The following is a 24785-nucleotide window of genomic DNA, read 5'->3' as shown; positions in this document are numbered from 1 at the left end:
GGCGAAAGGAGATCACTGGCGAATTTACAAGCCGCGTAGTAACTTAAAAGCTATCAGCCACATGATAATTGCAATCACTGCTTCCAGAATTCGCCACGCTGCAGGCCGACTGAAAATTGGCCGCAACCATCTGGCGCCGTAGCCCAGTGTAAAGAAAAATAGGAACGAACCCGTCACCGCGCCTGCGGCAAATTCGAACTGATCACTTGGAAACCGTGTCGAAATTGTGCCCAAAAGCACTACCGTGTCAAGGTAGACATGAGGGTTGAGCCAAGTGAGCGCGAGGCACATCGCCATCGTTTTTACGAAACTTGCGGTGGTTCCATTCGCAATTTCCAACGCTCCAGTCGATTTCCAGGCGGAAAAGAGGCTTTTGCAACCATACCAGAAGAGAAATGCTGCTCCTCCATATCGCATTACCGGATCAAGCCACGGCGAAATTTCAATTACTTTTTGAAAACTCGTGACGCCAATCACAATTAGAATTGCATCTGAAAGTGCGCAGGCCACAACAACAGAGAAAACATATTCCTTACGGATACCTTGCCGCAGGACGAAAGCGTTCTGCGCTCCAATCGCTACAATCAGGCTAAGTCCCACCGTCATACCGGTTACGTAAGTAGCAAAGTTCATGTTTGGCGCCCTGTCGAACAGTTTCGTCCCGGGATAGACGGCTTCATGAATTTAGCCTAATTAAATATTCTTATCTTAAATAAGATTGGCTAATCCATGTTAGACTATTTTGCCTTGAAGGTTTTGCAGACAGTCGTTCAATCGGGAAGTTTTGAACGCGCTGCGGCGATACTCAATGTTACCCCCTCGGCGGTTTCGCAGAGGATAAAGCACCTTGAAGAACGCCTCGGTACCACATTGGTTGTACGGGGATCGCCATGCCAGGCCACAGAGAAAGGCTTGTTGCTCTGCCGGCACATGGAGCAGGTAGGTATCCTGGAATCTGATCTCCTCAAAAGTCTGCCGTCTCTTGCGCTTGGCGAACAAGTCCAGCAACGTGTTACGTTACATATAGCCACCAACGCTGATAGCCTAGCCACCTGGTTCCTCGCAGCGGCTGGCGAATTCACGCAATCAAGTGACTATCTGATCAGGTTTGCGCTCGATGATCAGGATTCGACCGCTGAATGGCTCAAGCAGGGGAAGGTCGTTGCAGCGGTTACGAGTGCCGGGAAGCCTGTCCCCGGGTGCCGTCAGTTCAGCCTAGGAGCACTTCGTTACCACGCGACTGCAAGTCCAAGCTTCGTGGCCCGTTACTTTAGCAATGGTGTCACAGCGGATGCTCTCGCCAAAGCCCCATCCCTTACCTTCAATCAAAAAGACCGCTTACAGTTGAACTGGATAAACCAAATTCTTGGCGTCAATATCAATGTTCCTGAACATTGGCTGCCTTCAACGCATGGCTTCGTGGAGGCAAGCGTTACAGGGATGGGATGGGGTATGAATCCAATACACCTCGCTAAAGAGCATATCGAAGCAGGGCGCCTTGTAGACCTGGTTCCAGGACAAAACCTTGACATACCTTTATTTTGGCAGGTCAACAGGCTCGCTGCAGACGGCCTTTCCAGTCTCACAAAAACGATCGTGGAAGCCGCAAAACGCTCCCTCGTCCAGAATTGAGAATGTCGTCCCTTTGATTGCAGAAATCGCGAAGAGTTGAGATAAATATTGCCCTATTGCGCTCAGTATTGAGACAATGTTGGCAGGACCTCATTGCAACTGTTGAAAAACATAATAACAATTCATCGGAGGAATAAATCAAATGGTATAATTCGCTAAGCTCTGGGCTGCGGATTTGAGAGGCGTTGAATGACTGTTGAATCTAAGTCGGTGCGTATCATACGAACAGTAATTGAAACAATTCGTCCCCAGTTTGATGTGGAGCTTTGGGACGGTACCCGCATCGGCAATTTTGATGGCGCTATACTCGTCATCAATGATCCAACAATCGTCCGCCAGCTAATCCTCAAACCCAATTACGATTCATTAATTGACATTTGGGTCTCAGGTCGTGTCGACATCAAGAACGGCACAATCTTTGATCTTGCAAACGCCAAAATCGACGGAAAACTCAAGCAGCGGATAAAAGAGTTACCGAAATGGCAAATTTTTAAAGATCTCCCCGCGCTAATTTTCGCAGGCAAACAGTCTGCCCGGTCAGCGGTCGACGGAAAGGCTCCCTTTGTGAGCGGCTCCAACAAGGAAGCCATCACACATCATTATGATGTTTCTAACGAATTTTATAAACTGTTCCTCGATGAGCGGATGGTTTACACCTGTGGATACTTTACGAGCTGGGAAAATAGTATCGATCAGGCACAAAAAGATAAACTCGAATTGATTTGTCGTAAGCTTCGTCTGCAGCCTGGTGACCGTCTTTTAGACATCGGCTGTGGATGGGGCGCTCTTCTGATCTATGCAGTTCAAAATTTCGGCGTAACTGGAACTGGCGTTTCGCTATCTGAAGCACAGACTGCGCTCGCACGAGAAAGGATCAAAGCCGCAGGACTGGAGGAAAAAATCACGATCCATGTCAAATCTTACGCTGAACTTGATGATCAGTTTGATAAAATTTCATCGGTCGGAATGTTCGAACACGTGGGTATCGAGAATTACGAGACATATTTTAACGCCATCAATCGGCTTTTGCGTCCAGGTGGTCTTTACATGCATCACGCCATCACCAGACGTATGAAAAAGAGTAAGAAAGCCTTTAGACATAAGAGTGCTGAGCATCTGGCTCTCGTGAAGTACATTTTCCCTGGCGGTGAACTCGACCATTTGGGAATGACCGTTGAAAATCTCGAAGGCCACGGTTTTGAAGTGCATGATGTGGAGAATTTACGCGAACATTATGGACGAACCTGCCGACTCTGGTGTGAGCGCCTCTATAGCAATTTTGATAAGGCTGTCCAGGAGGTAGGCTTCGCAAAGGCGCGTTTATGGGTTTTATATTTAGCGGGATGCGCTTTGGCGTTTGAGAGAGGGACCGTCCAGATCAATCAAACTCTGGCCTCTAAACGCAAACGTGGAATCTCAGCTGTTCCGCAAACCCGCGCTGATATTTATAACGATTTTCCGCAACTTTGATGAATTAAGAATACGCGGCGAAAAAATCCCCTTGAACCTTTCCGTTCAAGGGGACTATTACTAGTTCTGCTGCATCACGTTACGCCAAAGATCAATGCTTCCCTCCCCGGCGTGAGCGTCAATTTCCCGAAGTTCATCGGAACTAAAGTTCAGATTTTTCAACGCATCGAGCGAGTCGTCAAGCTGCGCGATGGTACGTGCGCCAATAAGTGCCGAAGTTACGCGATGATCACGAAGAACCCAGGCAATCGCCATTTGAGCGAGCGATTGGCCGCGATTTTTCGCAAGAGCATCCAATGCTCGTACCCGTGTCAGGTTGTCTGCACTCAACAAACGCTCATTGAAGGAGCCACCTTTCGACACGCGTGCATCATCTGGAACTCCAGCGAGATACTTGGACGTTAAAAGTCCCTGTGCCAAAGGAGAAAAAGCAATACAGCCCGTGCCCAGATCCGAAAGTGTCGAAAGAAGCTCGTCTTCGATCCAGCGGTTGAGCATCGAGTACGATGGCTGATGGATAAAAAGTGGAATCCCCTCGGCCTTCAGGTGGGATTCAATTTCTCGGGTACGTTCTGGATTATAAGAAGAGACACCCACGTAAAGCGCCTTTCCTTGGCGCACGGCCTGGACCAAGGCCCCCACTGTTTCCTCCAGAGGGACATCCGCTGTCGGCCGATGCGAATAAAAGATATCAACGTAATCCAACCCCATCCGGCCAAGGCTTTGATCTAAGGACGCAAGTACGTGTTTTCGCGATCCCCCTGAACCGTAAGGTCCGGGCCACATATCCCAACCTGCTTTCGTAGAAATGACAAGTTCGTCGCGATGGTGGCGAAAATCTTTTTTAAGAACAACACCGAAGTTTTCTTCGGCCGAGCCATAGGGCGGCCCGTAATTGTTTGCGAGATCAAAATGTGTCACACCGCGATCAAATGCACGGCGAAGGATTGCGCGCCCGGTTTCGAACACGTCGGCTCCTCCGAAATTCTGCCATAACCCTAGGGAGATGGGTGGCAAGAGCAAGCCAGAACGGCCAGTGCGGCGGTAATCGACACCTTCGTAGCGGTCGACGCTGGGAATATACATATCGTCTCCATCATAGCTGAAACTGGGTTGAAACTGGAAAACTCGGTTTCAGACTCTTCGTTAAGGCGTCGGCTTAGTTGAATCAACACAGCCAGGATCAACGGATCATTTAGTTTATCTCAACATTGTCACTGCTGGAATTCTCGAATTGTTTTAATCAGCATTTGCAAACCGAAGGGAACTTGCCGTCGACTTGAGTAATAGAATGCCAGCGGCGGGCCAGGAGAAGCCCATTCCTGTAGCAAAATCTGTAACCGACCGGCTTCAACATATGGTTCAGCGAGTTTTTCCAGACAGTAGGCGACCCCTGTGCCTGATAGAGCTGCAGCCATTGAAACATCCGTTGAACCCGAAATCAGCGAGCCAGGAACATCAAGCTGGAGATGTTCGTCCCCACGATCAAATTCCCAATGGAAAATTTGCCCTCGACCAGTGCGTATTCGGATACAATTGTGTTTCAACAAATCGGTGGGATGTACTGGGCTCCCTGCCCGCTCCAGATAAGATGGTGATGCAACTGCAACCCAATTTAAGGGAGCGCTGACCGGCACGGCAATCATATCTTCAGGTATTGAACCGGCATATCTGAGACCGGCATCAAACCCTTCTGCAGTGACATCAAGAAAATTGTCGTCAGCAGCAATTTCCAATTCGATACTCGGATAACGCTCGATGAAGATCGGCAACACCTCATGCAGCAGCAATGGCACAGCATCCTTTAGAACGTTAATTCGTACTCTACCAGCGATGCCGCTGAATTGGCCTTGCAACTCGTCGATACCACTATTGATAATCTCAAGTCCTGCAGCAACTTTTTCAGCAAGTATAGAGCCTGCAGCAGTCGGAGCAACACTACGACTAGTCCGATTTAGCAGACGCACACCAAGTCGGGATTCCAGCGCCTTCATCCGATGACTAAGAGCCGAAACTGACAAGTCGAGCTGATCGGCGGCTTTGCGAAAGCTTCGGTACCGAACGATAAGCAGAAAGACAGCAAGATCGGAAAGCTCACTTCGGGGTCCTACCATCTCGGAATCATTTCATCCTTCTCCTAAAAATTCATCAGCCAACAACATTTCGAAATCAGCATTTGGCGAAAGGAATCTTTCCACTCCATTCCAAGCATAAAACTTTAGTTCAGACGAGCAACATAAAGGTTGATTGACCCTGCGATTTCTGCATGCGATTAATCTGCTTAAGAGCGAAACGACGATCAGTGAGCTACACCATGTTTGATTATTGCATCGTTGGAGGAGGCATTGTCGGTCTGGCAACTGCCATGGCTGTATCCAAGGGCCAACCTGACGCCCGAATTCTTCTTATTGAAAAAGAAACCAGCCTTGCCTTTCATCAAACTGGACACAATAGCGGCGTTATCCACGCGGGAATCTACTATCAACCTGGCAGTCTAAAAGCTGAATTGTGTCGTGTAGGCGAGCGTGCCACGAAGCAATTTTGTGAAGAAAACAATGTTGCATATCGTACACCCGGCAAACTCGTAGTCGCCACCACTTCAGACGAGACCAAGCGGCTAGAGGCTTTGAGTGCGAATGCGGCTATCAACGAAATCAGTTGCAGGATGATTGATAAAGACGAACTCGCTGACTTGGAACCGGCAATCACCGGGTTGAAAGCACTCCTCGTCGAACAAAGCGGGATTGTTGATTATCGCGCAGTGACGAAAGCGATGGGCGAGTTGATAAAGGCGAATGGCGGAACACTCATCACGGGAGTGCGCGTGGATTCTTTTGAAGAGCGTTCCGACTGTGTCAGAATTCATACCGACCAAAGTATATGGGAAAGCCGCTACGCAGTTGCATGTACTGGACTTCAAGCCGATCGGCTTGCTCAAAGATCAGGACTGGAAGTAGATTTTCGTATCGTTCCATTTCGTGGCGAATATTATGCGTTAAAACAAGAGCTAAATCATCTCGTAGAACGCATGATCTACCCGGTACCCGATCCCGCATTGCCATTCCTTGGAATTCACCTGACACCGATGATCGATGGGAGTTTGACTGTGGGACCAAACGCTGTTCTCGGACTTTCCCGCGAAGGCTATGCGAAGTTCTCAGCAAACTTGGATGATATCGCTTCCTTTGTGCGCTTTCCAGGCTTTTGGAAGCTAATATCGCAACATCTGGCATCAGGTATGCAGGAGGTCAAGGACAGTCTAATCAAAAAAAGCTACTTAGAAAAATGTAGAAAATATTGTCCGTCATTACAGTTGGATGACCTGCGTCCCTACAGAACGGGCATAAGGGCACAAGCGGTGTCCCGCTCCGGCCAATTGATTCACGACTTTAAGTTCCTGCAGACCAAGAGGACTCTGCATGTATGCAATGCGCCTTCACCGGCTGCGACTTCAGCCATTCCAATTGGTAGAATGATTTTCAATCGTTGCAAGTCCGATCAATTCGCAGAGTAATTTCGCTCTCGAACGCACCCAATTCAGAAGCTCAACGCCTAGAAAATACGCAGTTTCGGCGCATAGAATGCTTCGGCATATCCTTCATCCGCTCGACATTCCATGCCGCGGAGGCGTGCAATTCCTCGAAACGTTTCTTCATCGAACCAGTCTTTGGACCGTTGGGTTCCAAAATGCTTAATCAATAATGCAAGTTTCCGCTCAAGGATTGGGGCTGGTAAGGCTACGTAGCTATTCGGCTGACCGAGGTCACCATCCCATTTAGGGATCTCATATTCCAAAATGAGCTGATCACGGAAAACGTTCCATGTCAGCTCTCGCACAGTCCGGTGATCCTGATGCGCGTCAAAACGGTTATGCGTGAAGACAATATCCGGTCGATGTATTTCTCTGCGTTCAAGCAACCACTCTTTGATCTCACGTGCATGGGCCGGAAAATAGCTATCTTCGAAATCCATGAGATGGACGGAAGGTGTCTCGACATTGTGCAAATAGTCACGAGCAGAGGCTTCTGCTTCACCTCGCCTTGTGGCATCACCGGCAAGAACACACCAATCTATGTGGATTGGAAGTGACGTTGCCAACAGTTTCAGAAGTGTTCCCCCGCAACCGATCTCAATATCGTCCGAGTGGGCACCGATACAGAGGATATTGATTGGACGCTCCAGCTGGGCCAAGGAAAGCAGGTCAATCATAATGCTATCGCGATGTTAGCCGCTTTCATTTCACTTCTGTGCTTTTTCCACGGCATATCCCCTTTCTCGACCATGTCTTCCAAGGTCTGCCAATCGCGCAACGTATCCATGGATCGCCAAAAACCTTCGTACTTGTAGGCTAGTAATTGATTATCTGCGATCAGCCGGGAAAATGGCTCAAGTACGAGCTCTTCTCCTTCGCGCATGTAATCGAATATTTCCTTTCGAAAGAGAAAATATCCTCCGTTAATCCAGATATCCGACGTGTTTGACGTGCGAAACGCGCGGACATCTCCACTCTCCGCGATGTCAGCGAGGTGATACGTGAGCGGCGGACGCACTGCCAGGAAGCAAGCCAATTTGCCACTTCTTTCAAATCGAAGCTTCATGTCGTCGAGGTCGACATCGCTTAGACCGTCGCTGTAGTTTGCGAGAAAGATGTCTTCATTTTCGACATGCGGTCGCGCGCTCCACAATCTCTCGCCAATGTTGCGCCAGATGCCGGTGTCAAGGAGGGTTACGCTCCAGTTGCGATCAACCTCTTCCAATAAACGAACATTGCGTCCACCGTCTGAGACCACACAATCTGCAAATGTCTGTGGCCTTATGTTTAGGAAAAAGTCTTTGACAACGTTTGCCTTATAGCCCAAGCATAAGACGAATTCATTGTGTCCGTAATCAGAATAGTACTCCATCACGTGATGCAGTATTGGCTGGTGGCCGAGCGGTATCATTGGCTTTGGTACATTTTCAGAATATTCACGTATCCTGGTTCCCAAACCACCGCAGAAAAGAACGACTTTCATGATGTTAGCGCTCCTCTGTGAGCAATGCCGGATCGATGAGAGTGACGTGCGGGATCGGTATGATGAACTTGCCCCCCCACTCTACCACATGTTGCATCTGGCGGATGATCTCGTCCTTGAAGTTCCAAGGTAGGATCAGAATGTAGTCAGGCTTGTAAGTATCAATCATCGGAGTATCGTAAATAGGGATATGCATGCCTGGCGTAAACCGCCCGTGCTTATATGGATTTCGATCAACGGTGAAATCGAGGAAATCGGTACCAATACCGCAGTAGTTGAGTAATGTGTTTCCTTTACCCGGCGCTCCATAACCACATATGCGCTTCCCAGCATTTTTCGCCGCGATGAGAAAGGAAAGGAGGTCACGCTTGGTGCGGCGCGTCTTTTCAGAAAATTGTTCGTACGTAGAAATTTCATTAAGCCCGAACGCCTGCTCGCGTTTTAGAAGAGCCGACACGCGTGGGCCCGCTTTTCTTCTGCTTGCATTGTGAGCAAGATAGACTCTAAGAGACCCCCCATGAGTGGGCAATTCTTCGACATCAATGACTTTGAGGTGATGGCGATGCGCCATGTAGCGGATCGTCAGCAAGGAAAAATATGAGAAATGCTCATGATAGATCGTATCAAACTGATTTTGCTCAATCAAATTAGCCAAATGAGGAAACTCAAGCGTTATTACCCCTTCTGGTTTCAGTAAAAGCTGCATCCCTCGCACAAAATCATTGAGATCCGGCACCTGAGCAAGAACGTTATTGCCGACGATCAAATCTGCTTTGCGTCCTTCTGCTGCCATTTTTGCAGCTAAGCTCGATCCAAAAAATTCAACGAGAGTGGGAATACCCTTGGAAATTGCAGTCTCAGCAACGTTAGCTGCCGGTTCAATTCCTAAGATCGGGATGTTCTTTGTTAGAAAATGTTGAAGTAAGTATCCATCGTTGCTTGCTATCTCGACGACAAAACTCTCAGCAGTCAGATCGAGTTTTCTCGTGATCTCGTCACAGTAATTCTTGGCATGGTTTACCCAACTCGTCGCATAGGAGGAAAAATAAGCATATTCGGAAAAAATGTCAGTTGGGCTGACATACTCCTTAAGTTGGACAAGATAGCAATGGTCGCACACAAAGGCATACAGCGGATAATAGCGTTCCATTGTGTCAAGCTGGTCTGCTGTGATGAAACTCTCACACGGAGGGGACATTCCGAGATTGACGAACGTGTGCTTGAGAAGTGTTCCACACAAACGGCAACCGACTTGTTCTTGAGCCATATTCGTACTCCGCGATATCCCCGACATTTGAATGGTCATATTGTCTACCTCGCGCTGGCCGGTGCCTAATGGGTGCAATGGGTATCAATGCCGAACTCAATTCATAATTTAAAGTAATCAGACATCGATCAATTTCCGAGACTGCCATGTGGTGCGCTCCCTCTATACGATTGGCCGCTGACATCACCTGACGGATTGAGTACACTTCTCCTCTCGGCATCACGATTGATCAAATATGACGGTGTACCCTACACCTTTTGGTGGAGGTATTTCCCAACTTTCGTCCATGCAATTGGTCCCAAAAATCCTCTATCGCCGCGGGGCGTAAATGTCAGAATGAATATCAATTCTTACGAGGCGAACGATGCGATTCACATCCCTGAACATTGATGGTGCATGGTCCATTGAACCGGAGAGGCTCACGGACGAACGAGGCTGGTTTGCTCGGGTTTATTGCGAGAGTGCATTCGAAGAGCGAGGAATGGAAACCCGTTATCCTCAACACAGCCTGTCATTCTCGCGTGAGAAAGGAACTCTCCGGGGACTTCACTATCAAAACGAACCGCATTCAGAAACCAAACTTGTAACCTGCCTACAAGGAGTGATCTGGGACGTGCTCGTTGATCTGAGAACAGACTCGCCAACTTACAGGCATTGGACAGGGCTTGAACTATCCGCAGAAAATGGCGTTGAACTATATATCCCAAAGGGCTGTGCTCATGGCTTCCAAACGCTCACGGATGGCGTATTATTACGGTACATGATTTCAACACCCTATGCGCCTGACTTTGCGACCGGTGTCCGTTATGATGATCCAACGCTTGGTATACCATGGCCAGACATGCCAAGCGTATTGTCTGAGAAAGACAAGAACTGGCCGCACCTTTAAATTAGTTCTCTCGCAGAAGTCCCACAGCTTCCAGTCTCTGCGCGGCTCGCTCGATTGTTTCAAAACTAATCTGAGATCTTTCCGCGATATCGAGGAGCGAGTGTTCGCCGTCAGCGAGGTTCAGTACCCATAAGAGTGACATTCTATATTCTTCGCTTGCGGGCTTTCCACCAATTGGATCAAGCAATCCTCGCCGTCCCAACTGTGGTTCACCCTTCGGCGAGGTGTTGAAAGGCGTGCGATCTGCCTCCGCTATGTCGATAGTCTTCATGATAAGTTCAAAGGATTGTTGGAGACATTCAGGCTTGATGAAGTCAAGATTATCTGCCGAAGTATGATACTGCGGGAAAGTTCCGTAGAGGCTTCGCTGAAACGAGCCAACGGGTAGGTTGAATCCGGGTGAACAAAACTGCCGTTCATCGTAGCCGTAAGGCCAGAAGTCGTGGGTATGTGCGTCCTGAAAATCCGAGTGCTGCAAGACATGGGCCATAATTCGGTCGATTTCGGCATCTCCTATTCGGCTTCGCTTGTAATTCGGGCCGCCGCCATCTCCAACACATGAGAGTACAAGGCCATGCTTTATCCACTTTAATCCGGCTTCATTGCGTTGAAGCCAACCAAGCGCACCAAAAGTTGCCGGGCCGAACAATAGGCGATAGGTCAGCCGCGTCTTTCTAGATCGTAACGCAGCTCCCAGGAGCGTGAGGAGTGCAATTCCGGAGCAATTATCATTGGCGAGCGATGGGTGACAGAGGTGAGTAGAGAGAAGAAACGTCTCTTGTGTCTCGCCCTGATGCACGTACTCGCCAAACCGTAAATCGCCGACACGTCTTTCAGCATCAATAACGACATCATAAATTCCGTCTTTCATTTCCATAAGATCAGTATGTGCCATGCAAAATCCCCAACCCTCAACATGATAACAGGTGCGATAAGGGATCAAGCCCGGCTGCTCAGGCAATGTGTGGATGTGTTTCTTGAGCTCTACCAAGGGCAAACTTGCCCTTACGGGCAGACTGAAATTAACGATATGCAGATTGTTACGCTTAAAATCGGCAATTTTGTTCCCAGCATCATCCCGTATGAAAGCGTCGTGGACCGTCCATTCATGCGGTGCTTTCCAATCATATATTTGCGTTCCAGTTGGAATTGCGTGAATTTGTAACGGCAGATACTCGTTTATCATTTCGAGCGTTGCCCGAACACCTTCACCCGCAAGGCTGCGACACAAAGGAAACAAACGCGTTGCGAGCTCGAAAATCTGCGCACCGTGACTTGTGTCCAGGGGGGGCACCTCAGCTGTTCTTCTTAACATCACGGTACTCATCATGCACTGGCTTTGATCAAAGGTACGCTGTCTTCGACATAACGAAGATCAGATCCGATAGTACCTTTTTCAATAAGCATCCTTATATGCGCGATACGTTGAAATTGCGGGCCTTCAAATTCCTCGAGCTTAAGAGATGACTGACTGTAGGCTGATAGCAACTCTTTCGCACCTGCAACTGCATCCCACTGCGGTCTTGCCTGAGGTAATATCCTCGCGAGTTTCTCGAAACTCACTCTATACGACCTTGTATCAGGCCCCGCATCTTCAGCGTATTCAATCCTACAGTCAGGAACATTATCTGCAACAATGCGGGCTATGTCACGAATTCGGTAATTATGTTCCGTTGAACCAACATTGAAAGCTTCGTTGAAAACAACTTCAACAGGCGCTTCCATGGCCGCGATAAATGCCCTTGAGATATCACGAATGTGTACAATTGGCCGCCAAGGAGTTCCATCGGATTTAAGATAGATTAGTCCCTTGGTTACCGCCCACGCTACCAGATTATTTAGTACAATATCAAAACGCAGGAAAGGCGAAACACCGTATGCCGTCGCTGGTCTGAGATAAACGGGGCAGAAATTGGGATCCGCCAATGAGGCGATATCCCGCTCCGCTCTCACTTTTGATCGGCCATAAGCGGTAACAGGTTTAAGTTCCCCAGTCTCGTCGATCAGTTCACCATCGCTGATGCCGTAATTGCTGCACGACGATGCAAGTAGGAATTTTCCAACGCCGGCTGCCTTGGCCGCCTTCGCCATTTCGACACTTGCCAAATGATTAATTTGATAGGTTAGTTCTTCATTGAGATTTCCGAGTGGGTCGTTGGATAATGCTGCGAGGTGAATGACTGCGTCAAATCCTTCCAGATCACGCGGTATAACGTCACGAACATCTTTGCGGAGCGTGGGAACATCAAATATCGGCCCACCCTCTTTGAACATGCAATGCTCATAAAGGCCGATATCGTACCCTGAGACGTCATGCCCAGCGTTGATCAACATCGGAACCATGACCGATCCAATATAGCCCTGATGACCCGTAACAAGTACTTTCATAACCCGCTCCTGATTAAATTCATTAATCGAGGTTAACTTCAAAGCGCGCGTTCAACGAGTTGTCCGATGGCATGTTTGATTAGGACAAGCGTGTAACGATTGCTCAGAAGTGGATACTCACTACGCCTTACGGAGGAGCTTCAAGCTTTGACCATCGCCAATTACGAGAAGCCAATCACTTCTGGGGGAATTTTCGCGGTCGGCAGGTGCTGTGTAGTTTAGGAACTCTCCAGTCAGCTGTGGAGGCGCAGCTGCACGGGACTTTCCAGATGTCGGGTCGAACCATAAAGCAACACTTGTCTTCGGGACTGAATTGCTTTTAATTCGAAAACTGCCCGCGTCTGCGTAGATCACGGTCAGTCTCTTGTCACTTGAAGCGGCTGCGTAAGTTTCCTCAAGGTCGGTGATTGAGCCATCACGATCGGGCACAAGTTGTGTCCATGGGATGGCATCGAAAAAAGCTCTTAGGACCGACATTGAGCGCGCGCCAGGACTATCTAATGCTTCCTTCCAAGAGTAATCGCTGGAAAAGACGCCAGGACCCGAAAAATGCCAAATTGGATTGTTGCCAAAAAATTGTCCCGCAGCACCACCAAGCAAAGCGCCATATGCATTTCGGCGGACCATTTTTGCGGTCGTTTCACGCTCGTACTCGTATGCACTTTCCAGCAGGACCACTGGCATCAACCCTGCTTTGCTGCGTTCAAGTGTCGTTTTATGGATATCCGCATAGGTGTAGATGGTATCGAATGACAGCCAATTCTCACGTCCCCACAGTTCTAATGTAGGAGTATCACGGCCGGAATGAACACTTTGGAGCGCGTTGGGCGAGACAGAAGCAATACCTAGCGCAAGTTGTGACACGAGTGCGTGTTCGGGCGCATCAAAGTCTCCACCTAGAACCCAGACGATATTATTGAATTTTGAAAATCGGTGCGCCACGGCTTCACCGTAAGTTCTCATACGGTCAGGCCCAGCCGCTTCTGCAGCCTTAAACCAACCTTCCTCGCCTCCATTGACGCCCAGATAAGCGGGGACAAGGAACACTGCCAACCCGTGTTTCTCCGCGTGTTCTATTACCCATTCGGCATGGGAGAAATACGCGTCTCCCAGCAGTCCGAATGGGCTGTTTTTAAAAGGTTTATCACCATAAGCATTCGCCGGCGGATTAGTAGAGAAGCGATGTTCGATGAGATTGACAAGTATCGCGTTAAACCCTCGTCTGCTGCGATCTTCGAGATAAATCTCGACGTCCTCACGTTTAAGTTCAGCAATCAAAGACCACGCTGCTTCGCCGTGCAGCATAAAAGGCCGAGCTTTTGCATCTTCAAAATAATGATGGTTCGCACTAACATGAAGAGGAAAGACATCCTCAGCGTGAGTCAATCCAGTGCAAAACAGCATTGCAATAGCGAGTAGGCTGATGCGTGCGGCTCTCATCGCACGGGCGAAGGGTAGCTGGGAGCTTCGTTAAACCGTCGATAGACCGGTTTGGAAGATCGACCGGTCAGGTAAGTCTCAACTCCGTCATTGAGCGCCCTCCGATATACTCCAAGCGCGCCGTCAACCGCATCAACGGTCCGTTCAATATCTGTATCGGTGTGAGTATAGCTGACTACCAGGGATGGAATTAGAACTCCGCGTCGAATTGTTTCCTGCAGAAATAGCGTTCGAAAGGCCTGAGATGGCTTTCCATTTTCGTCGCTAGTCGAATAGGCAAGGCAGCAAGGTCTTCCCATCAAACGAAAATAGTCAGTCAATCCATGATTGGCAATCGCTGCATTTATGCCTTCTGAGAGCTTCGTTCCTTGCTGGTATAGGCGCTCAACAACAGGTTCATCACGGTAAATCTTCATAGTTGCGATCGCTGCAGCCATGGCATGTGTTTCAGCACCGTGCGTCGTTGAAAGAAGAAAAACCCGAGCAAATTCAGTTTGGGTCAGCCCCCCTAACTGCATGTATTCTGACTTTCCAGCTAAGGCGGATACTGCAAAACCGTTGCCCATTGCTTTTCCAAAACAAGACAAATCCGGTTCAATTTCATAAACTCTTTGCGCACCCCGCTCATGCCATCGGAACCCTGTGATCATCTCATCTAGGATGAATAGTGCTCCGTTCTCATGCGCGATCCTACGTGCCTCATGCAAAAAATTCTTCTCCGGTTCCTCCATACGAGCCGGCTCAAGTATAAGCGCTGCAATCCTGCCGGGAAAATTTTCAAATAATGCGTAGACACTGGCAAGGTCATTATAGCGAAACGTTGTTGTAAGCGCAGCGATGGAAGCAGGAATCCCGGCGTTCATTTTCGTGGTACCGATGAACCAGTCATCCGTGGAAAAGAATGGGTGGTCCCCACAACATGCAATCATGTCACGACCGGTATAGGCGCGCGCCAACCGCACTGCGGCGGAAGTCGCGTCTGATCCATCTTTACAGAACTTCACCATCTCTGCGCCGTTAATAAGTTCGAGAAAGGCTTCGGCACATTCAATTTCGATTGCACTTGGACGCGTGAAGTTGCAGCCATCCTGCAACGCATCTCGAACGGCCTGTAGAACCGGCGGATAGGCGTGCCCTAATCCGACGGCACGATTACCCATGCCAAACTCGATATACTGATTACCATCCACATCAAATACGTGCGACCCGGATCCGCGCTGAATAAAACCAGGTGAAAGCACAGGGTACTGATCATCTCCCTTTGCATAAGTGTGGCAACCACCCGGAATCAGCGTATGTGCCTTGGTTCTCAACAGCTGGGAATTGCGGAACCGTGATGTGAAGAGATTCATTTCTCGTGTCCTTGGCTGTTGGCTTTCGTTACACGGCCGACAAGGCAGTATGCATGCGCTCCCGGACTTGTCTTAGCCAGTTTTTTACAGGCTTGGGTAATCTGCTACGTAAGCTGGTATGTAGTGCTGGTGGCATCTTCCATTGCGAGAGTTTTAAAGGTGACGCAATCTTCGGAGGTTCTGCAGAAAGGTTCTCGAGCAGATCAGAATACGCTTCTCCGACCGTTTCGCTGTTGAATGCAACATCGACTTTGCGGATCGCTGCAAGCGCCATTTTGTTTCTGAGTTTTGGGTCAGACGCTAGTTTATCGATATGGCGGGCGGCCTGTCTCACATCACCTACAGGAAACAACAGCCCATCTTCCCCATCAGTAACAATAAAATCTGTGACGCCAGCTATACGAGACACGACAGCAGGGCAGCCTTGGCTCATCGCCTCAATAAGTGTCAGTCCGAAACCTTCAAATCTTGAAGGCATCAGCATAACGTCATTCTGGCTTACCAGCGCGGCTACGTCCGATGGCGCTACCCAACCCGTAAACGAGACTTTGTCGCCGAATCCTTTAAGCTGAAACCGCAAACGTTCTAAATCAGGACCGTCACCAGCGACTGTTAAATGATAATCGCATTCAAGCTGTCGAAGAATACTTGGAAGCCAGAACACCCCTTTGGAACTGTCATCAACACGACCGAGGTACAGCAATCTAAGCGGGCCATTTTGATCAGGGCCATCAAGTAAACGCACGGGCCGGGCGATTCGGTTCAAGCCATGGGGAATAACGAGAATCCGCCTCGGGTCGAAGCCGTAGTTATTGACCAAATCCTCGCGGCAACGCTTCGATACGCCAACGGTTGCATGGACATAATCGCGGATTTCACGCGCTGCGGCATAGGTTCCAGGTGTGATACTGTGAACAATCATTACACGCAATATGTCCTCCGGCAAATATCGAACCAGATTGGTTTCGAAACGGCTAGAAAGAACATTAACAAAAACGGCTTTATAGTTGTTTTCAAGTAGAAAAGTGACCGTCTTTTTCGCTCTCGTTTGCTCATCTAGGACGCCCAATTTGTCAATAACGTCGCCCTTGCGACAGGCGTCACCAAGCCCCTGAGCAGTTTCGGCAATAGCAATTGCATCTCCAGTTGCACCAGCAGCAAGCCAACGAAGCTCAATTCCTCTGTTCTTGAGCGATGGTCCAAGCATGGAGAATACCGAATAGGTGCCGCCAATATGTGGGCGGACAAAGTAGGCGCACTTCATGATCTAAAACGAGCTCCCTGAAGATCGAGAGGGGAGCAAGATTTCGAGGAGAAATCCTCTCGAAGCCTTGCTCCAGTATATCGGGGGGCATTTGATATACCGATGTGCAGTGTAGCGGAATTGAGCTGCTGCGCATTTTGGCTTTGAGGGGTAGATCACCTCATACATAAGAGGATGGTCTTCACCCTTCTGCCAGTTTTCACAAAGATTGCGATGGTCTATTTTCTTCATGCAGGTGGAGACCCATTCATGAAAATAGGGCTTTTTGGTCAGTTCGGCTCAGGCAATACCGGCAATGACGGCTCCCTGGAGGCAATGCTGCGGTTACTTGATCGTATCTGTCCAAACGCTCAGCTGGTTTGTATCTGTTCACGGCCCGACGTTATCAGCGAGAAGTACGAAATTGCATCTGCACCAGTGGGACAGCCCGCGTCGGAGAACCGCCTGATGCGGACGCTCAACAGCGTCTTACTGCATGTTCCACGGCGACTATCTGGTTTTGTGAGTGCGGTCTCTCTAGCGCAGGGGCTGGATTTCATAATTGTACCTGGGACCGGCATTCTCGATGATTTCAATGAGAACCCATTTGGCTGGCCATTTGCGGTATTGCGATGGTCTGTCGCCGCAAAAATTGCAGGCGCACGTCTTGCATTCATTTCAATCGGAGCGGGTCCTGTTACGCTTCCCCTTAGTCGATTTTTCGTTCGCAGAGCATCAATGCTCGCGTCTTATCGTTCTTATCGCGATCAGGTCTCCCTCGACTTCATGCGATCTCTTGGCGTGATCTCAATAAACGATGTCGTCACAGCTGATATAGCCTTTTCGCTTCCAACGGTCGAGGAAAGTGTGCGTAAAGTTGGCACCCAGACTATAGGACTTGGCATAATGGACTATAAGGGGTGGCGCAAGAATGCTGCCGACGCGTCCCTCATCTACGACACATATCTCGACAAAATGGCGAAGTTGCTCGATCAACTATTGGCCCAAGGGAAACAGGTCCGGCTATTAACGGGAGATAGAGCTGACTTTAAGGCAGTTGAAGATCTACTAAAACGACTCGCTATGCATAAATCAAATAGCATAATTTTTGAACCTGCTCTGTCGTTAAACCAGCTGATGCAACAGATCGCCCAGGTCGACATCGTTGTTGCCAGCCGCTATCACAATATCGTCTGTGCGCTTGCCATGGGGCGACCAGCTATCTCAGTCGCTTACGCAAAGAAAAATGATGCGCTGCTTCATGACACAGGTCTCTCCCAATTTTGCCATCACATTGAGAATTTCGAGCCGACAACATTGCAGGCTCAGATAGAACGCATGCTATTACAGAAGGACCAACTCTCTATCGACGTTAAAGCCGGCGTGAAGCAATATCGTGAACGGCTAAACGTGCAGGAAGAAATGTTGCGCAGATCATTGTTTGAGCAGGATCGCAAAAAGGATTAATGGCGATTGCGACGCTGCAACAAGTAGTCGATTGGTGGAAATAAGATCATTGAAGGATGTCGCCTTAATGCGAACGCCATCAGGGATGCAGAACCTTTCTCTCGTCGCAGTAAATTGGAAAATGCGGACCAATACGCGCGCTTCGCTAGACAATCCTGCGCTAGTTCGAAGAGCGCCGATGCATTGGGCAGCGCCGCGCCGTCACTTTCGAAGAATGTGCGGAACGCAGCTTCAAATTCACAGTTCCACTCAACGATACCAGCGACACTCGCAGAACGATTTAGGTTATGCACCCGCGCGCAAGCTTGAACAGCATTTGTCGATGCAACTCCTCCGTAAGTTGCAAACCTAAGCCACATTTCAAGATCATCTGTATGTTGAAGGTTTGTCTTATAGTACCCAACCTTTTTTTGAACCGACGTTCTAACGAGGGCTGTGGGACCGGCAACGGGATTGTAAGCGTGCATGCAAGCTCGTTCGATGAATTCGTTTCCCGACTGGATTACCCACCCACCCCGTTTGGGAAGATCCACCGGCTTTGGGTAGTCATTGCCAGAAAAATTCTCAATCGACCCATGAGCGAGATGAACATCTGGAGATTGTTCGAGCGCGCAGACCGCTCGACTTAGGGCACCATCAACCAACAGATCATCGGCACACAATATCAAGAAGTATTCGGATCTAGCCCAGTCAATTCCCTCATTGAACGATGCGTGAGGCCCTAAATTGCTAGTTCTGAGTATCACTTCAACCCGTTGGTCGCCTGCTGCAATTGTTCTACAGATGTCAGCGCTCAGGTCATGGGATGCGTTATCAATGATCAGCAGCCTCACGTCGACGCCTGTTTGTGTCAAGACGCTGGCTGCACACTCTAACAAATATTGACCGTAATTGTAATTTGGAATGACAACGTCAACGGTAGGATATCCACTCTCAGTATTGTTCATATCGCCCTCACTCTGCTGATTGTGATATCTTGGCATCAACGCGCCGCATCCCACGAGGGCGGAATGGCAATCTCCTTATTAAAGCAGTCAGTAGCGGCGTTAATTCTTCTGCGAAGGGATGACGGACCAAAATCAGGCCGATTGACCAGCTCAAAATTGCGGTTACAACGACGACAACGGCTTTCAACCAAGACATCTCCAGGTTGAGTCCGTTCGATATCACGATCATAGCAGGTGCGAGGATTGCAATTATTGTAACTGAGGCGCTTCGCATCAGTTCACGGCCTAGTTCCTTGTAGGTGAACCTGACATGCTTGCGCACGTAGATGATCGCGACAACCATTTGGAACGGTAGACTGATGAATTGACTGAGTGCAACCGCGAACAATCCATAAAATGCTCCGGCGCACAGGATTGCGGTGGCGACTACCCTGGAGATTACATTAGAAACGAATGCTTCCCGATTTTCGCCTAAAGCCATCAACAGTGGGTAGGTGAGAATAACAGGGAACCAGAACAAACTGGCAAGGCTCATTACAGCCACAATCGGGGCTGCTTCCGTCCATCCAGGACCCAGTATGATGGCAACCATCGGGTGAGCCAAGAGAGCCAATAGAATTTGCGCTGGCCAATAAACGACAGAAATATAGGATAAGGCCCGTATATAAGCCCGACTGATGTCACCTCCGGCCCGCGCATGTGCGGAGAGCATGGGAAACGCCACCGTAAAGACCGCCGAAAGAAAGATTCGGTCCGGTAATCCGCTGACTGTGTTGGCGCGGTTGTAAATGCCGACGGATGCGATCGGCATAAAGCGTCCAAGCATGAGTTGCGGAAAGGTTTCACAGATTTTGTTGAGGCCCGCATTGCCGCCGAGATAGATACCGAACCTCCAAGCTGTGTTTATACTTTCAAAAGAAGGATATAGAAGCCGCCCGAGCGGATAAATCGACAGAGCCAAACCTGTTGTGATCATTGCACTTGCAAGCAATCCGAATGCAAAACACATATGTCCGAAGCCCAGTCCAGCCATGGCAATAGTAACCAATGCACCCGCACCAGTTCCTGCAGTACGAATGCGGGCCAACATACCAAACGCCATTTCACGCCTCAATAAGGCCACCACTGGTAGTGACAAACTCTCAACGAGTGCAGCAATTATTGTTATGTTAAGAAAAAGCAGTAGTAGCGGGTCGTGATACGACTGGGCAAAGTAGTCTCGAGCAAAATAAAGGACAGCTGAAAGCAAGAGCGTGACGGTCATCAGAAACGTCATCGAGGTCCGGATGTCCGGATCTCGGACTTTTTCAATGCGGATGAGAAATTCCGGACTCGCAAATTCACGCAGGGAATAGAAGATCGCTCCAATACTCAGACCGACAACTCCAGCACCCGTCTCGGCGGGACCTAGAAACCGTGAAACAGCGATCACTGTGACGAAATTGAAAATTAAGCCGGCATATTGTTCGAGCGCGGCCATCAGAATACCTCTGCGTGCACCACTCATGATCGGTCACATTTGGTCGTTGTTTGGATACTCAATTTATCTCCCCCCAAGACATTGCCGACTTCGGACTGCTGTTCTTAGTGTCGGTAGGATAGAGACTTGCTGCAGGTTTGAAATTTGGTCCTTGGTTTAATCCCCTAGCTGAAAGGAGTACACGGCACGCTTTTAAGCCAAGTCGTCCTCGAGCGCGTCAAACAGTAAAAATTACGCAAGTTGAAATAGCACGCGCTTGGGAGACGAAATGACTAGTCTTTTCTGGACCTCGTTGCTGGCATTTATAATGTCGGCTATTTTCTGTCTCGGATTACGAGGTCTTGCCCGCGATTGGTATTTATTAGATGTGCCAAATGCCCGCAAGAAGCACGATGGAACTGTTCCACTCTGCGGAGGAATAGCAATTTTTCTAACCTTCTTCTTCTGTGCCTTCCTAGCTCCTTCCATGGTTGGTTCGGCAAATGCGGCTCTACTGCTACCCGGACTGCTTCTAATTTTGACGACGGGAGTATTGGACGACAGATTTGATCTTCCCGTTACGCCACGGCTTGTAATGCAATTGACAGCCGGATTTGTCATTATCGTTACCGTAGGATTAGAGGAGATTCACCTGGGTCTGGGCGCAAGGCAATCAGAGACCTTGCAGGCGGCTTCCTCTAATGTTTGGGGCGACGCTGTAACTGGTCCATTATTCTTGCTTTTGGCTCTCGCATTCATTGTGGGGCTTGTAAACGCCGTGAATATGAGCGACGGAGTCGATGGGCTTTCCGGCTCTGCAAGCGCGGTTTCATTCTTCTGGCTTGCTTTGATCAGTTTCAAAGCTGATCAGCAGCAGCTAGGCCTGCAGTCGCTAATTCTTTCATCAGCATGCATCGGTTTTTTGATTTTCAACATGCGGCACCGTTTCCGGAGCAGAGCAAGCATTTTCCTTGGCGATGGGGGAAGTACGCTTCTGGGCGCATCTCTCGCTGGGATAATCCTCATTTTGGCAAACAGGCAAATCTCACTAGAGTTTCCGATCCTGTTATGGATCGTGATAGTCCCTGTTGTCGATACGCTAAGCCTGATAGTGCGCCGGCTCGCAGCGCGAAAAAGCCCTTTCTCACCCGATAGACAACATTTGCATCATCTGCTGCTCGATCGTGGTTTCTCGATAGGGCAAACTGCATTCACTATTTGCTTCCTCAATTTTTTTGCAGGTGCAATCGCCTTTGGAGCAATCGCCTTGAATGTGCCAGCATGGGTGATGTTGCTCGCACTTATTATTCCATTTAGCGCGCATATTCTGTTTGTCTTGCGCTCAAGCAAGAGTGCTCCTTTAATCAGTGCATCCGTGAGCGTAGATGCCACCCCCTCACCCAAGCCAAAGATAACTTTACCAGGGGCAACCTCATGAGTGTTTCCGTTCTCATCATGACCAGAAACGAAGAGATCAACCTCCCAGCGTGTCTAGCAAGCCTCGATTGGTGCGACGATATCGTAATTCTAGATTCTTACAGTGACGACGATACAGTAAACATCGCTAAAGCCGCCGGCGCACGGGTTTACCAGCGATCATACGATACCGAGGACCGTCAGCGGATGCACGGGCTGACAGAAATCAAATTCAAGTATGACTGGGTTTATACTCCTGACGCAGATGAAATTACGCCAACAGATTTGCGTGATGAAATTCTTGCGATTGCCTCAGATCCCTCGCGACCAGAAGTATTCTTCAAAGCGCGTTACAAGAACATGTTTATGGGGCGGTGGATCAAGCATGCAAGTTTGTACCCAACCTGGATCACTCGTTTGGTGCGGCCAGATCGCGTAAGATTTGAACGATCCGTTCATTCAAGGGCGAGCGGAGGTCCAGAAGGTCAGTTACAATCACACTTTGTACATTATAGCTTCAATAAGGGCCTCGAAGCTTGGTACGACAAACATAATCGTTATTCTACTGCGGAGGCTAGCCTCTCCGCCAATCGCCTGCTGGAACGTAAAATCGATTGGCCAGGCATTTTCTCAGGAATATCTGAACGCCGGCGTCGCGCGTTAAAATCACTTTCGTATCATGCGCCCTTCAGACCTTCGCTGCGTTTCCTCTACATGTATATATTACGCGGAGGATTTCTCGACGGGAAGCCCGGCTATCTCTACTGCAGATTACTTGCAGCATATGAGTTCATGATCATCATCAAGATGGAAGAACAGCGCATAGAGAAAGGTAAGGCTGAAGAGGCTTTGTCTCGGAAAATACCTGAACGTTCTGATCCTGAACGGCGTCCAGCATGATGTTTCTATTGCTTCTTCCTGGCATGATCTTGTTTGGAATGGCAGCGATCTTCTATTCGGAACCAGTCCTGACGCTTGCAGACGACGGCCGTAAAGTCGACGTGATTGTCGTTCCGGGCGGTGACGGTCCACCTCGCGCCGAACAAGCAGCACGGTTGTGGAAGCAAGGACGCTCGCCAATGATCTTAATAACCGGTGATGGGGACTGCCTCTTTAACAAGAGGATCATGGTTCGTGAAGGTGTGGCCCCGTCAGCCATCCTGGTGGAATGTAAATCAGGGACCACCTGGCAAAATGCCTTCTATTCCGCCCCTGTTATGCGAAGGATGCACGCCCGAAGGGCGCTGATTGTCACAAATTGGTATCATTCGCGGCGGGCTGTCGCCAGCTTCCGGACAGTCTGTCCTCAAATGCAGTTTAGTTCCTCGCCCATCAACAGTGAGCCAACACATGCTGGATTTCCTATGTCTTCCAGTGATTTAGAATTAGTGACTAAAGAATATGTGAAACTAGGCTGGTACCTAATCTCTGGCCGGATTTCTCTAGGTTACCTCGCTGCAAGTCAGTCCATCGGTGCCTCTGATATTTGCGCTATTGGGGGGAGAGAAGGATGAACACATCCCTCACGTGGATATTTGTCGGGTTGGTAAGCTGGTTTCTTGCGAATGGTCTTTTACGAGCAGATCGCATGTATCAGTTTCCATTTCTGGCCGGCGTAATGACCTTTGGTTTCCTTCTGCCACAGATGCCAGCCCTTATGAACGATCAGTTCCTTCCATCGGGTGCGTACGCCAAAACGATGCTTATGGGTATTGCTTCGCTTGCAATGCTAGCAATTGGTTGGAAACTGACGAAGAAGCCACTCGGTCTTCTGCGCATGGGGTTCAGCGAACGTCGCCTCATCTGGGCGGCAGCTGGTCTGTCTGGGTTTGGGGGAGTGTTCTACTATCTTTTAAGTCGGTTGCCGGGCGATGTTTCTATTGGCGTGCAGATGACGGGCATTCCTGTCGTTTATCTCTTCTTTGCACAACTCATGCCTTATGGACTTGGCATCGCATTGTTGTGTTTCGTACGTCGTCCGTCATGGGTTGTCTTTGCAATTATTGCATTTGACCTCATTTTCTATCTGGACCGGATTGTCGTAACCGGAAAGCGGGCCGAGGCCATACAGCTCGTATTGATGATACTGCTCTCTTTCTGGTTCTATCGACGTATCGTTGTTCCGCGTGTCCTCATGATCGTTGGAGTTCTCGCTGGTACGTTTCTTATGACAAGCATGGGGGACTATCGCCAAATCACGCGCGCAGCGTCCGGTTTTGTTCTCGATGACATAATGCAAATCGATTACGCCACAAATTTTAAGGAGACACTTGAGCGTGGGGGGCTTGAGATGCGTAACGCTGTGATGCGCATCGATGAGATAGACCGAAGACTCGAGTTCGACTACGGAAAATTCCATTGGAACCGTGTAATATTTACGTTTGTTCCTGCGCAGCTCGTTGGTTCCAGGCTGAAAGATGCCTTGCAATTTGATACTCCGCGGCCAGGCCGAGACTACAATCCCCCTACAGGCACAACCGAAACTGGACTAGTCGATGCATACGAATCTTTTTGGTATTTCGGAGCGCTGAAATTTTTGCTCCTTGCTTGGATCATGCGTCGTCTCTGGGAAACAGCGATGGCTGGTGAGATGCTTGGGCAGCTTGTTTATATGATGTCAATCGTGCCGGCGATGCATGCCATTTCACATCAAACAGACTGGGTAATTCCTGTCTGGATCCATATGGCAATCTTCCTGACACCAGTGTTGGCATTTTGCCGGATCCGAAATCAATCCGTCGGTCTACCGACCCCCCTGCAACAAAGTCACGTCGCGCCACAGCTCAACTAATGGATGAAT

Annotated in this window: 22 protein-coding genes; 9 read left to right on the top strand and 13 right to left on the bottom strand. The window is 49.2% G+C overall.

Annotated features, from left to right (window positions below; all coding sequences use genetic code 11):
* Positions 1-24: 24 nt before the first annotated feature.
* Positions 25-633 (bottom strand): LysE/ArgO family amino acid transporter, encoded by a 609-nt coding sequence (locus QSJ70_RS17240; RefSeq protein WP_285538154.1) that lies wholly within the window; start codon positions 631-633, stop codon positions 25-27.
* Positions 634-729: 96 nt separating this feature from the next.
* On the opposite strand from QSJ70_RS17240, the gene QSJ70_RS17235 reads away from it, so the two are divergent.
* Entirely contained in the window at positions 730-1632 is a 903-nt protein-coding gene (locus QSJ70_RS17235) for a LysR family transcriptional regulator ArgP (RefSeq protein WP_285538152.1), read from the top strand.
* 189 nt (positions 1633-1821) lie between these two features.
* A complete protein-coding gene (locus QSJ70_RS17230; RefSeq protein ID WP_285538150.1) occupies positions 1822-3102 on the top strand; it encodes an SAM-dependent methyltransferase in 1281 nt (426 codons plus the stop codon).
* A 60-nt stretch (positions 3103-3162) separates the two neighbouring features.
* Here the strand turns inward: QSJ70_RS17230 and mgrA are convergent, their stop codons facing one another.
* Both mgrA and QSJ70_RS17220 read right to left on the bottom strand, forming a co-directional pair.
* Positions 3163-4188, bottom strand: a complete 1026-nt coding sequence (gene mgrA, locus QSJ70_RS17225) for an L-glyceraldehyde 3-phosphate reductase (RefSeq protein ID WP_285538147.1) — start codon at positions 4186-4188, stop codon at positions 3163-3165.
* Positions 4189-4316: 128 nt separating this feature from the next.
* Entirely contained in the window at positions 4317-5216 is a 900-nt protein-coding gene (locus tag QSJ70_RS17220; RefSeq protein WP_285538145.1) for a LysR family transcriptional regulator, read from the bottom strand.
* A gap of 200 nt (positions 5217-5416) precedes the next feature.
* On the opposite strand from QSJ70_RS17220, the gene lhgD reads away from it, so the two are divergent.
* On the top strand, positions 5417-6616 hold the full coding sequence (gene lhgD / locus QSJ70_RS17215) for an L-2-hydroxyglutarate dehydrogenase (protein WP_285538427.1): 1200 nt from the start codon (positions 5417-5419) through the stop codon (positions 6614-6616).
* Positions 6617-6654: 38 nt separating this feature from the next.
* Here the strand turns inward: lhgD and QSJ70_RS17210 are convergent, their stop codons facing one another.
* The 3 genes from QSJ70_RS17210 to QSJ70_RS17200 are packed head-to-tail and all read right to left on the bottom strand — an operon-like array spanning position 6655 to position 9423.
* Complete coding sequence (locus tag QSJ70_RS17210) at positions 6655-7311, bottom strand: PIG-L deacetylase family protein (protein WP_285538143.1); 657 nt, start codon at positions 7309-7311, stop codon at positions 6655-6657.
* Complete coding sequence (locus QSJ70_RS17205; protein ID WP_215781640.1) at positions 7308-8117, bottom strand: sugar phosphate nucleotidyltransferase; 810 nt, start codon at positions 8115-8117, stop codon at positions 7308-7310. Before QSJ70_RS17205 ends, QSJ70_RS17210 begins: the two co-directional genes overlap by 4 nt.
* Positions 8118-8121: 4 nt before the next feature.
* Positions 8122-9423: a class I SAM-dependent methyltransferase gene (locus tag QSJ70_RS17200; protein ID WP_215781639.1), complete on the bottom strand. Its 1302-nt coding sequence runs from the start codon at positions 9421-9423 to the stop codon at positions 8122-8124.
* A gap of 325 nt (positions 9424-9748) precedes the next feature.
* On the opposite strand from QSJ70_RS17200, the gene rfbC reads away from it, so the two are divergent.
* Positions 9749-10273 carry a dTDP-4-dehydrorhamnose 3,5-epimerase gene (gene rfbC, locus QSJ70_RS17195; RefSeq protein ID WP_215781637.1) on the top strand — a complete coding sequence of 175 codons (525 nt, stop codon included), beginning with the start codon at positions 9749-9751 and terminating at the stop codon, positions 10271-10273.
* 1 nt (position 10274) lies between these two features.
* On the opposite strand, the gene QSJ70_RS17190 is transcribed toward rfbC, so the two are convergent.
* The 5 genes from QSJ70_RS17190 to QSJ70_RS17170 all read right to left on the bottom strand — a co-directional run bounded on the left by QSJ70_RS17190 (position 10275) and on the right by QSJ70_RS17170 (position 16717).
* Positions 10275-11603 (bottom strand): DUF4910 domain-containing protein, encoded by a 1329-nt coding sequence (locus QSJ70_RS17190; protein ID WP_445558187.1) that lies wholly within the window; start codon positions 11601-11603, stop codon positions 10275-10277.
* Positions 11600-12661: an NAD-dependent epimerase/dehydratase family protein gene (locus QSJ70_RS17185; RefSeq protein WP_285538425.1), complete on the bottom strand. Its 1062-nt coding sequence runs from the start codon at positions 12659-12661 to the stop codon at positions 11600-11602. The genes QSJ70_RS17190 and QSJ70_RS17185 overlap by 4 nt, the downstream gene beginning before the upstream one ends.
* A 120-nt stretch (positions 12662-12781) precedes the next feature.
* On the bottom strand, positions 12782-14101 hold the full coding sequence (locus QSJ70_RS17180) for a glycoside hydrolase family 140 protein (protein WP_285538140.1): 1320 nt from the start codon (positions 14099-14101) through the stop codon (positions 12782-12784).
* On the bottom strand, positions 14098-15453 hold the full coding sequence (locus QSJ70_RS17175) for a glutamate-1-semialdehyde 2,1-aminomutase (protein WP_285538139.1): 1356 nt from the start codon (positions 15451-15453) through the stop codon (positions 14098-14100). The genes QSJ70_RS17180 and QSJ70_RS17175 overlap by 4 nt, the downstream gene beginning before the upstream one ends.
* A 28-nt stretch (positions 15454-15481) precedes the next feature.
* Complete coding sequence (locus QSJ70_RS17170; protein ID WP_285538137.1) at positions 15482-16717, bottom strand: glycosyltransferase family 4 protein; 1236 nt, start codon at positions 16715-16717, stop codon at positions 15482-15484.
* Between the two features lie 249 nt (positions 16718-16966).
* On the opposite strand from QSJ70_RS17170, the gene QSJ70_RS17165 reads away from it, so the two are divergent.
* On the top strand, positions 16967-18163 hold the full coding sequence (locus QSJ70_RS17165) for a polysaccharide pyruvyl transferase family protein (protein ID WP_285538135.1): 1197 nt from the start codon (positions 16967-16969) through the stop codon (positions 18161-18163).
* Here QSJ70_RS17165 and QSJ70_RS17160 read toward each other — a convergent pair.
* Positions 18160-19110: a glycosyltransferase family 2 protein gene (locus QSJ70_RS17160; protein WP_285538133.1), complete on the bottom strand. Its 951-nt coding sequence runs from the start codon at positions 19108-19110 to the stop codon at positions 18160-18162. The genes QSJ70_RS17165 and QSJ70_RS17160 overlap by 4 nt on opposite strands.
* Positions 19111-19117: 7 nt before the next feature.
* On the bottom strand, positions 19118-20617 hold the full coding sequence (locus tag QSJ70_RS17155; protein WP_285538132.1) for an oligosaccharide flippase family protein: 1500 nt from the start codon (positions 20615-20617) through the stop codon (positions 19118-19120).
* Positions 20618-20858: 241 nt separating this feature from the next.
* On the opposite strand from QSJ70_RS17155, the gene QSJ70_RS17150 reads away from it, so the two are divergent.
* Genes QSJ70_RS17150 through QSJ70_RS17135 form a run of 4 tightly spaced genes read left to right on the top strand, consistent with a single transcriptional unit; the run spans position 20859 to position 24776 of the window.
* On the top strand, positions 20859-22007 hold the full coding sequence (locus QSJ70_RS17150; protein WP_285538130.1) for a glycosyltransferase family 4 protein: 1149 nt from the start codon (positions 20859-20861) through the stop codon (positions 22005-22007).
* Positions 22004-22885 carry a glycosyltransferase family 2 protein gene (locus QSJ70_RS17145; protein WP_285538128.1) on the top strand — a complete coding sequence of 294 codons (882 nt, stop codon included), beginning with the start codon at positions 22004-22006 and terminating at the stop codon, positions 22883-22885. Before QSJ70_RS17150 ends, QSJ70_RS17145 begins: the two co-directional genes overlap by 4 nt.
* Entirely contained in the window at positions 22885-23499 is a 615-nt protein-coding gene (locus QSJ70_RS17140; protein ID WP_445558190.1) for a YdcF family protein, read from the top strand. The genes QSJ70_RS17145 and QSJ70_RS17140 overlap by 1 nt, the downstream gene beginning before the upstream one ends.
* A complete protein-coding gene (locus QSJ70_RS17135; RefSeq protein ID WP_215781613.1) occupies positions 23496-24776 on the top strand; it encodes a hypothetical protein in 1281 nt (426 codons plus the stop codon). Before QSJ70_RS17140 ends, QSJ70_RS17135 begins: the two co-directional genes overlap by 4 nt.
* The last annotated feature ends 9 nt before the right edge of the window (positions 24777-24785 follow it).

Origin of the sequence: Brucella sp. NBRC 12950 (genome assembly GCF_030268145.1) — a bacterium.
Lineage (GTDB): Bacteria > Pseudomonadota > Alphaproteobacteria > Rhizobiales > Rhizobiaceae > Brucella.
This window is presented reverse-complemented; position numbering and strand designations above follow the sequence as displayed.

Bases quoted from the DNA above. Each gene is read 5' to 3' on its own strand.
- QSJ70_RS17240 (WP_285538154.1), bottom strand. From the start codon at position 633: ATGAACTTTGCTACTTACGTAACCGGTATGACGGTGGGACTTAGCCTG.
- QSJ70_RS17235 (WP_285538152.1), top strand. From the start codon at position 730: ATGTTAGACTATTTTGCCTTGAAGGTTTTGCAGACAGTCGTTCAATCG.
- QSJ70_RS17230 (WP_285538150.1), top strand. From the start codon at position 1,822: ATGACTGTTGAATCTAAGTCGGTGCGTATCATACGAACAGTAATTGAA.
- mgrA (WP_285538147.1), bottom strand. From the start codon at position 4,188: ATGTATATTCCCAGCGTCGACCGCTACGAAGGTGTCGATTACCGCCGC.
- QSJ70_RS17220 (WP_285538145.1), bottom strand. From the start codon at position 5,216: ATGGTAGGACCCCGAAGTGAGCTTTCCGATCTTGCTGTCTTTCTGCTT.
- lhgD (WP_285538427.1), top strand. From the start codon at position 5,417: ATGTTTGATTATTGCATCGTTGGAGGAGGCATTGTCGGTCTGGCAACT.
- QSJ70_RS17210 (WP_285538143.1), bottom strand. From the start codon at position 7,311: ATGATTGACCTGCTTTCCTTGGCCCAGCTGGAGCGTCCAATCAATATC.
- QSJ70_RS17205 (WP_215781640.1), bottom strand. From the start codon at position 8,117: ATGAAAGTCGTTCTTTTCTGCGGTGGTTTGGGAACCAGGATACGTGAA.
- QSJ70_RS17200 (WP_215781639.1), bottom strand. From the start codon at position 9,423: ATGACCATTCAAATGTCGGGGATATCGCGGAGTACGAATATGGCTCAA.
- rfbC (WP_215781637.1), top strand. From the start codon at position 9,749: ATGCGATTCACATCCCTGAACATTGATGGTGCATGGTCCATTGAACCG.
- QSJ70_RS17190 (WP_445558187.1), bottom strand. From the start codon at position 11,603: ATGATGAGTACCGTGATGTTAAGAAGAACAGCTGAGGTGCCCCCCCTG.
- QSJ70_RS17185 (WP_285538425.1), bottom strand. From the start codon at position 12,661: ATGAAAGTACTTGTTACGGGTCATCAGGGCTATATTGGATCGGTCATG.
- QSJ70_RS17180 (WP_285538140.1), bottom strand. From the start codon at position 14,101: ATGAGAGCCGCACGCATCAGCCTACTCGCTATTGCAATGCTGTTTTGC.
- QSJ70_RS17175 (WP_285538139.1), bottom strand. From the start codon at position 15,453: ATGAATCTCTTCACATCACGGTTCCGCAATTCCCAGCTGTTGAGAACC.
- QSJ70_RS17170 (WP_285538137.1), bottom strand. From the start codon at position 16,717: ATGAAGTGCGCCTACTTTGTCCGCCCACATATTGGCGGCACCTATTCG.
- QSJ70_RS17165 (WP_285538135.1), top strand. From the start codon at position 16,967: ATGAAAATAGGGCTTTTTGGTCAGTTCGGCTCAGGCAATACCGGCAAT.
- QSJ70_RS17160 (WP_285538133.1), bottom strand. From the start codon at position 19,110: ATGAACAATACTGAGAGTGGATATCCTACCGTTGACGTTGTCATTCCA.
- QSJ70_RS17155 (WP_285538132.1), bottom strand. From the start codon at position 20,617: ATGAGTGGTGCACGCAGAGGTATTCTGATGGCCGCGCTCGAACAATAT.
- QSJ70_RS17150 (WP_285538130.1), top strand. From the start codon at position 20,859: ATGACTAGTCTTTTCTGGACCTCGTTGCTGGCATTTATAATGTCGGCT.
- QSJ70_RS17145 (WP_285538128.1), top strand. From the start codon at position 22,004: ATGAGTGTTTCCGTTCTCATCATGACCAGAAACGAAGAGATCAACCTC.
- QSJ70_RS17140 (WP_445558190.1), top strand. From the start codon at position 22,885: ATGTTTCTATTGCTTCTTCCTGGCATGATCTTGTTTGGAATGGCAGCG.
- QSJ70_RS17135 (WP_215781613.1), top strand. From the start codon at position 23,496: ATGAACACATCCCTCACGTGGATATTTGTCGGGTTGGTAAGCTGGTTT.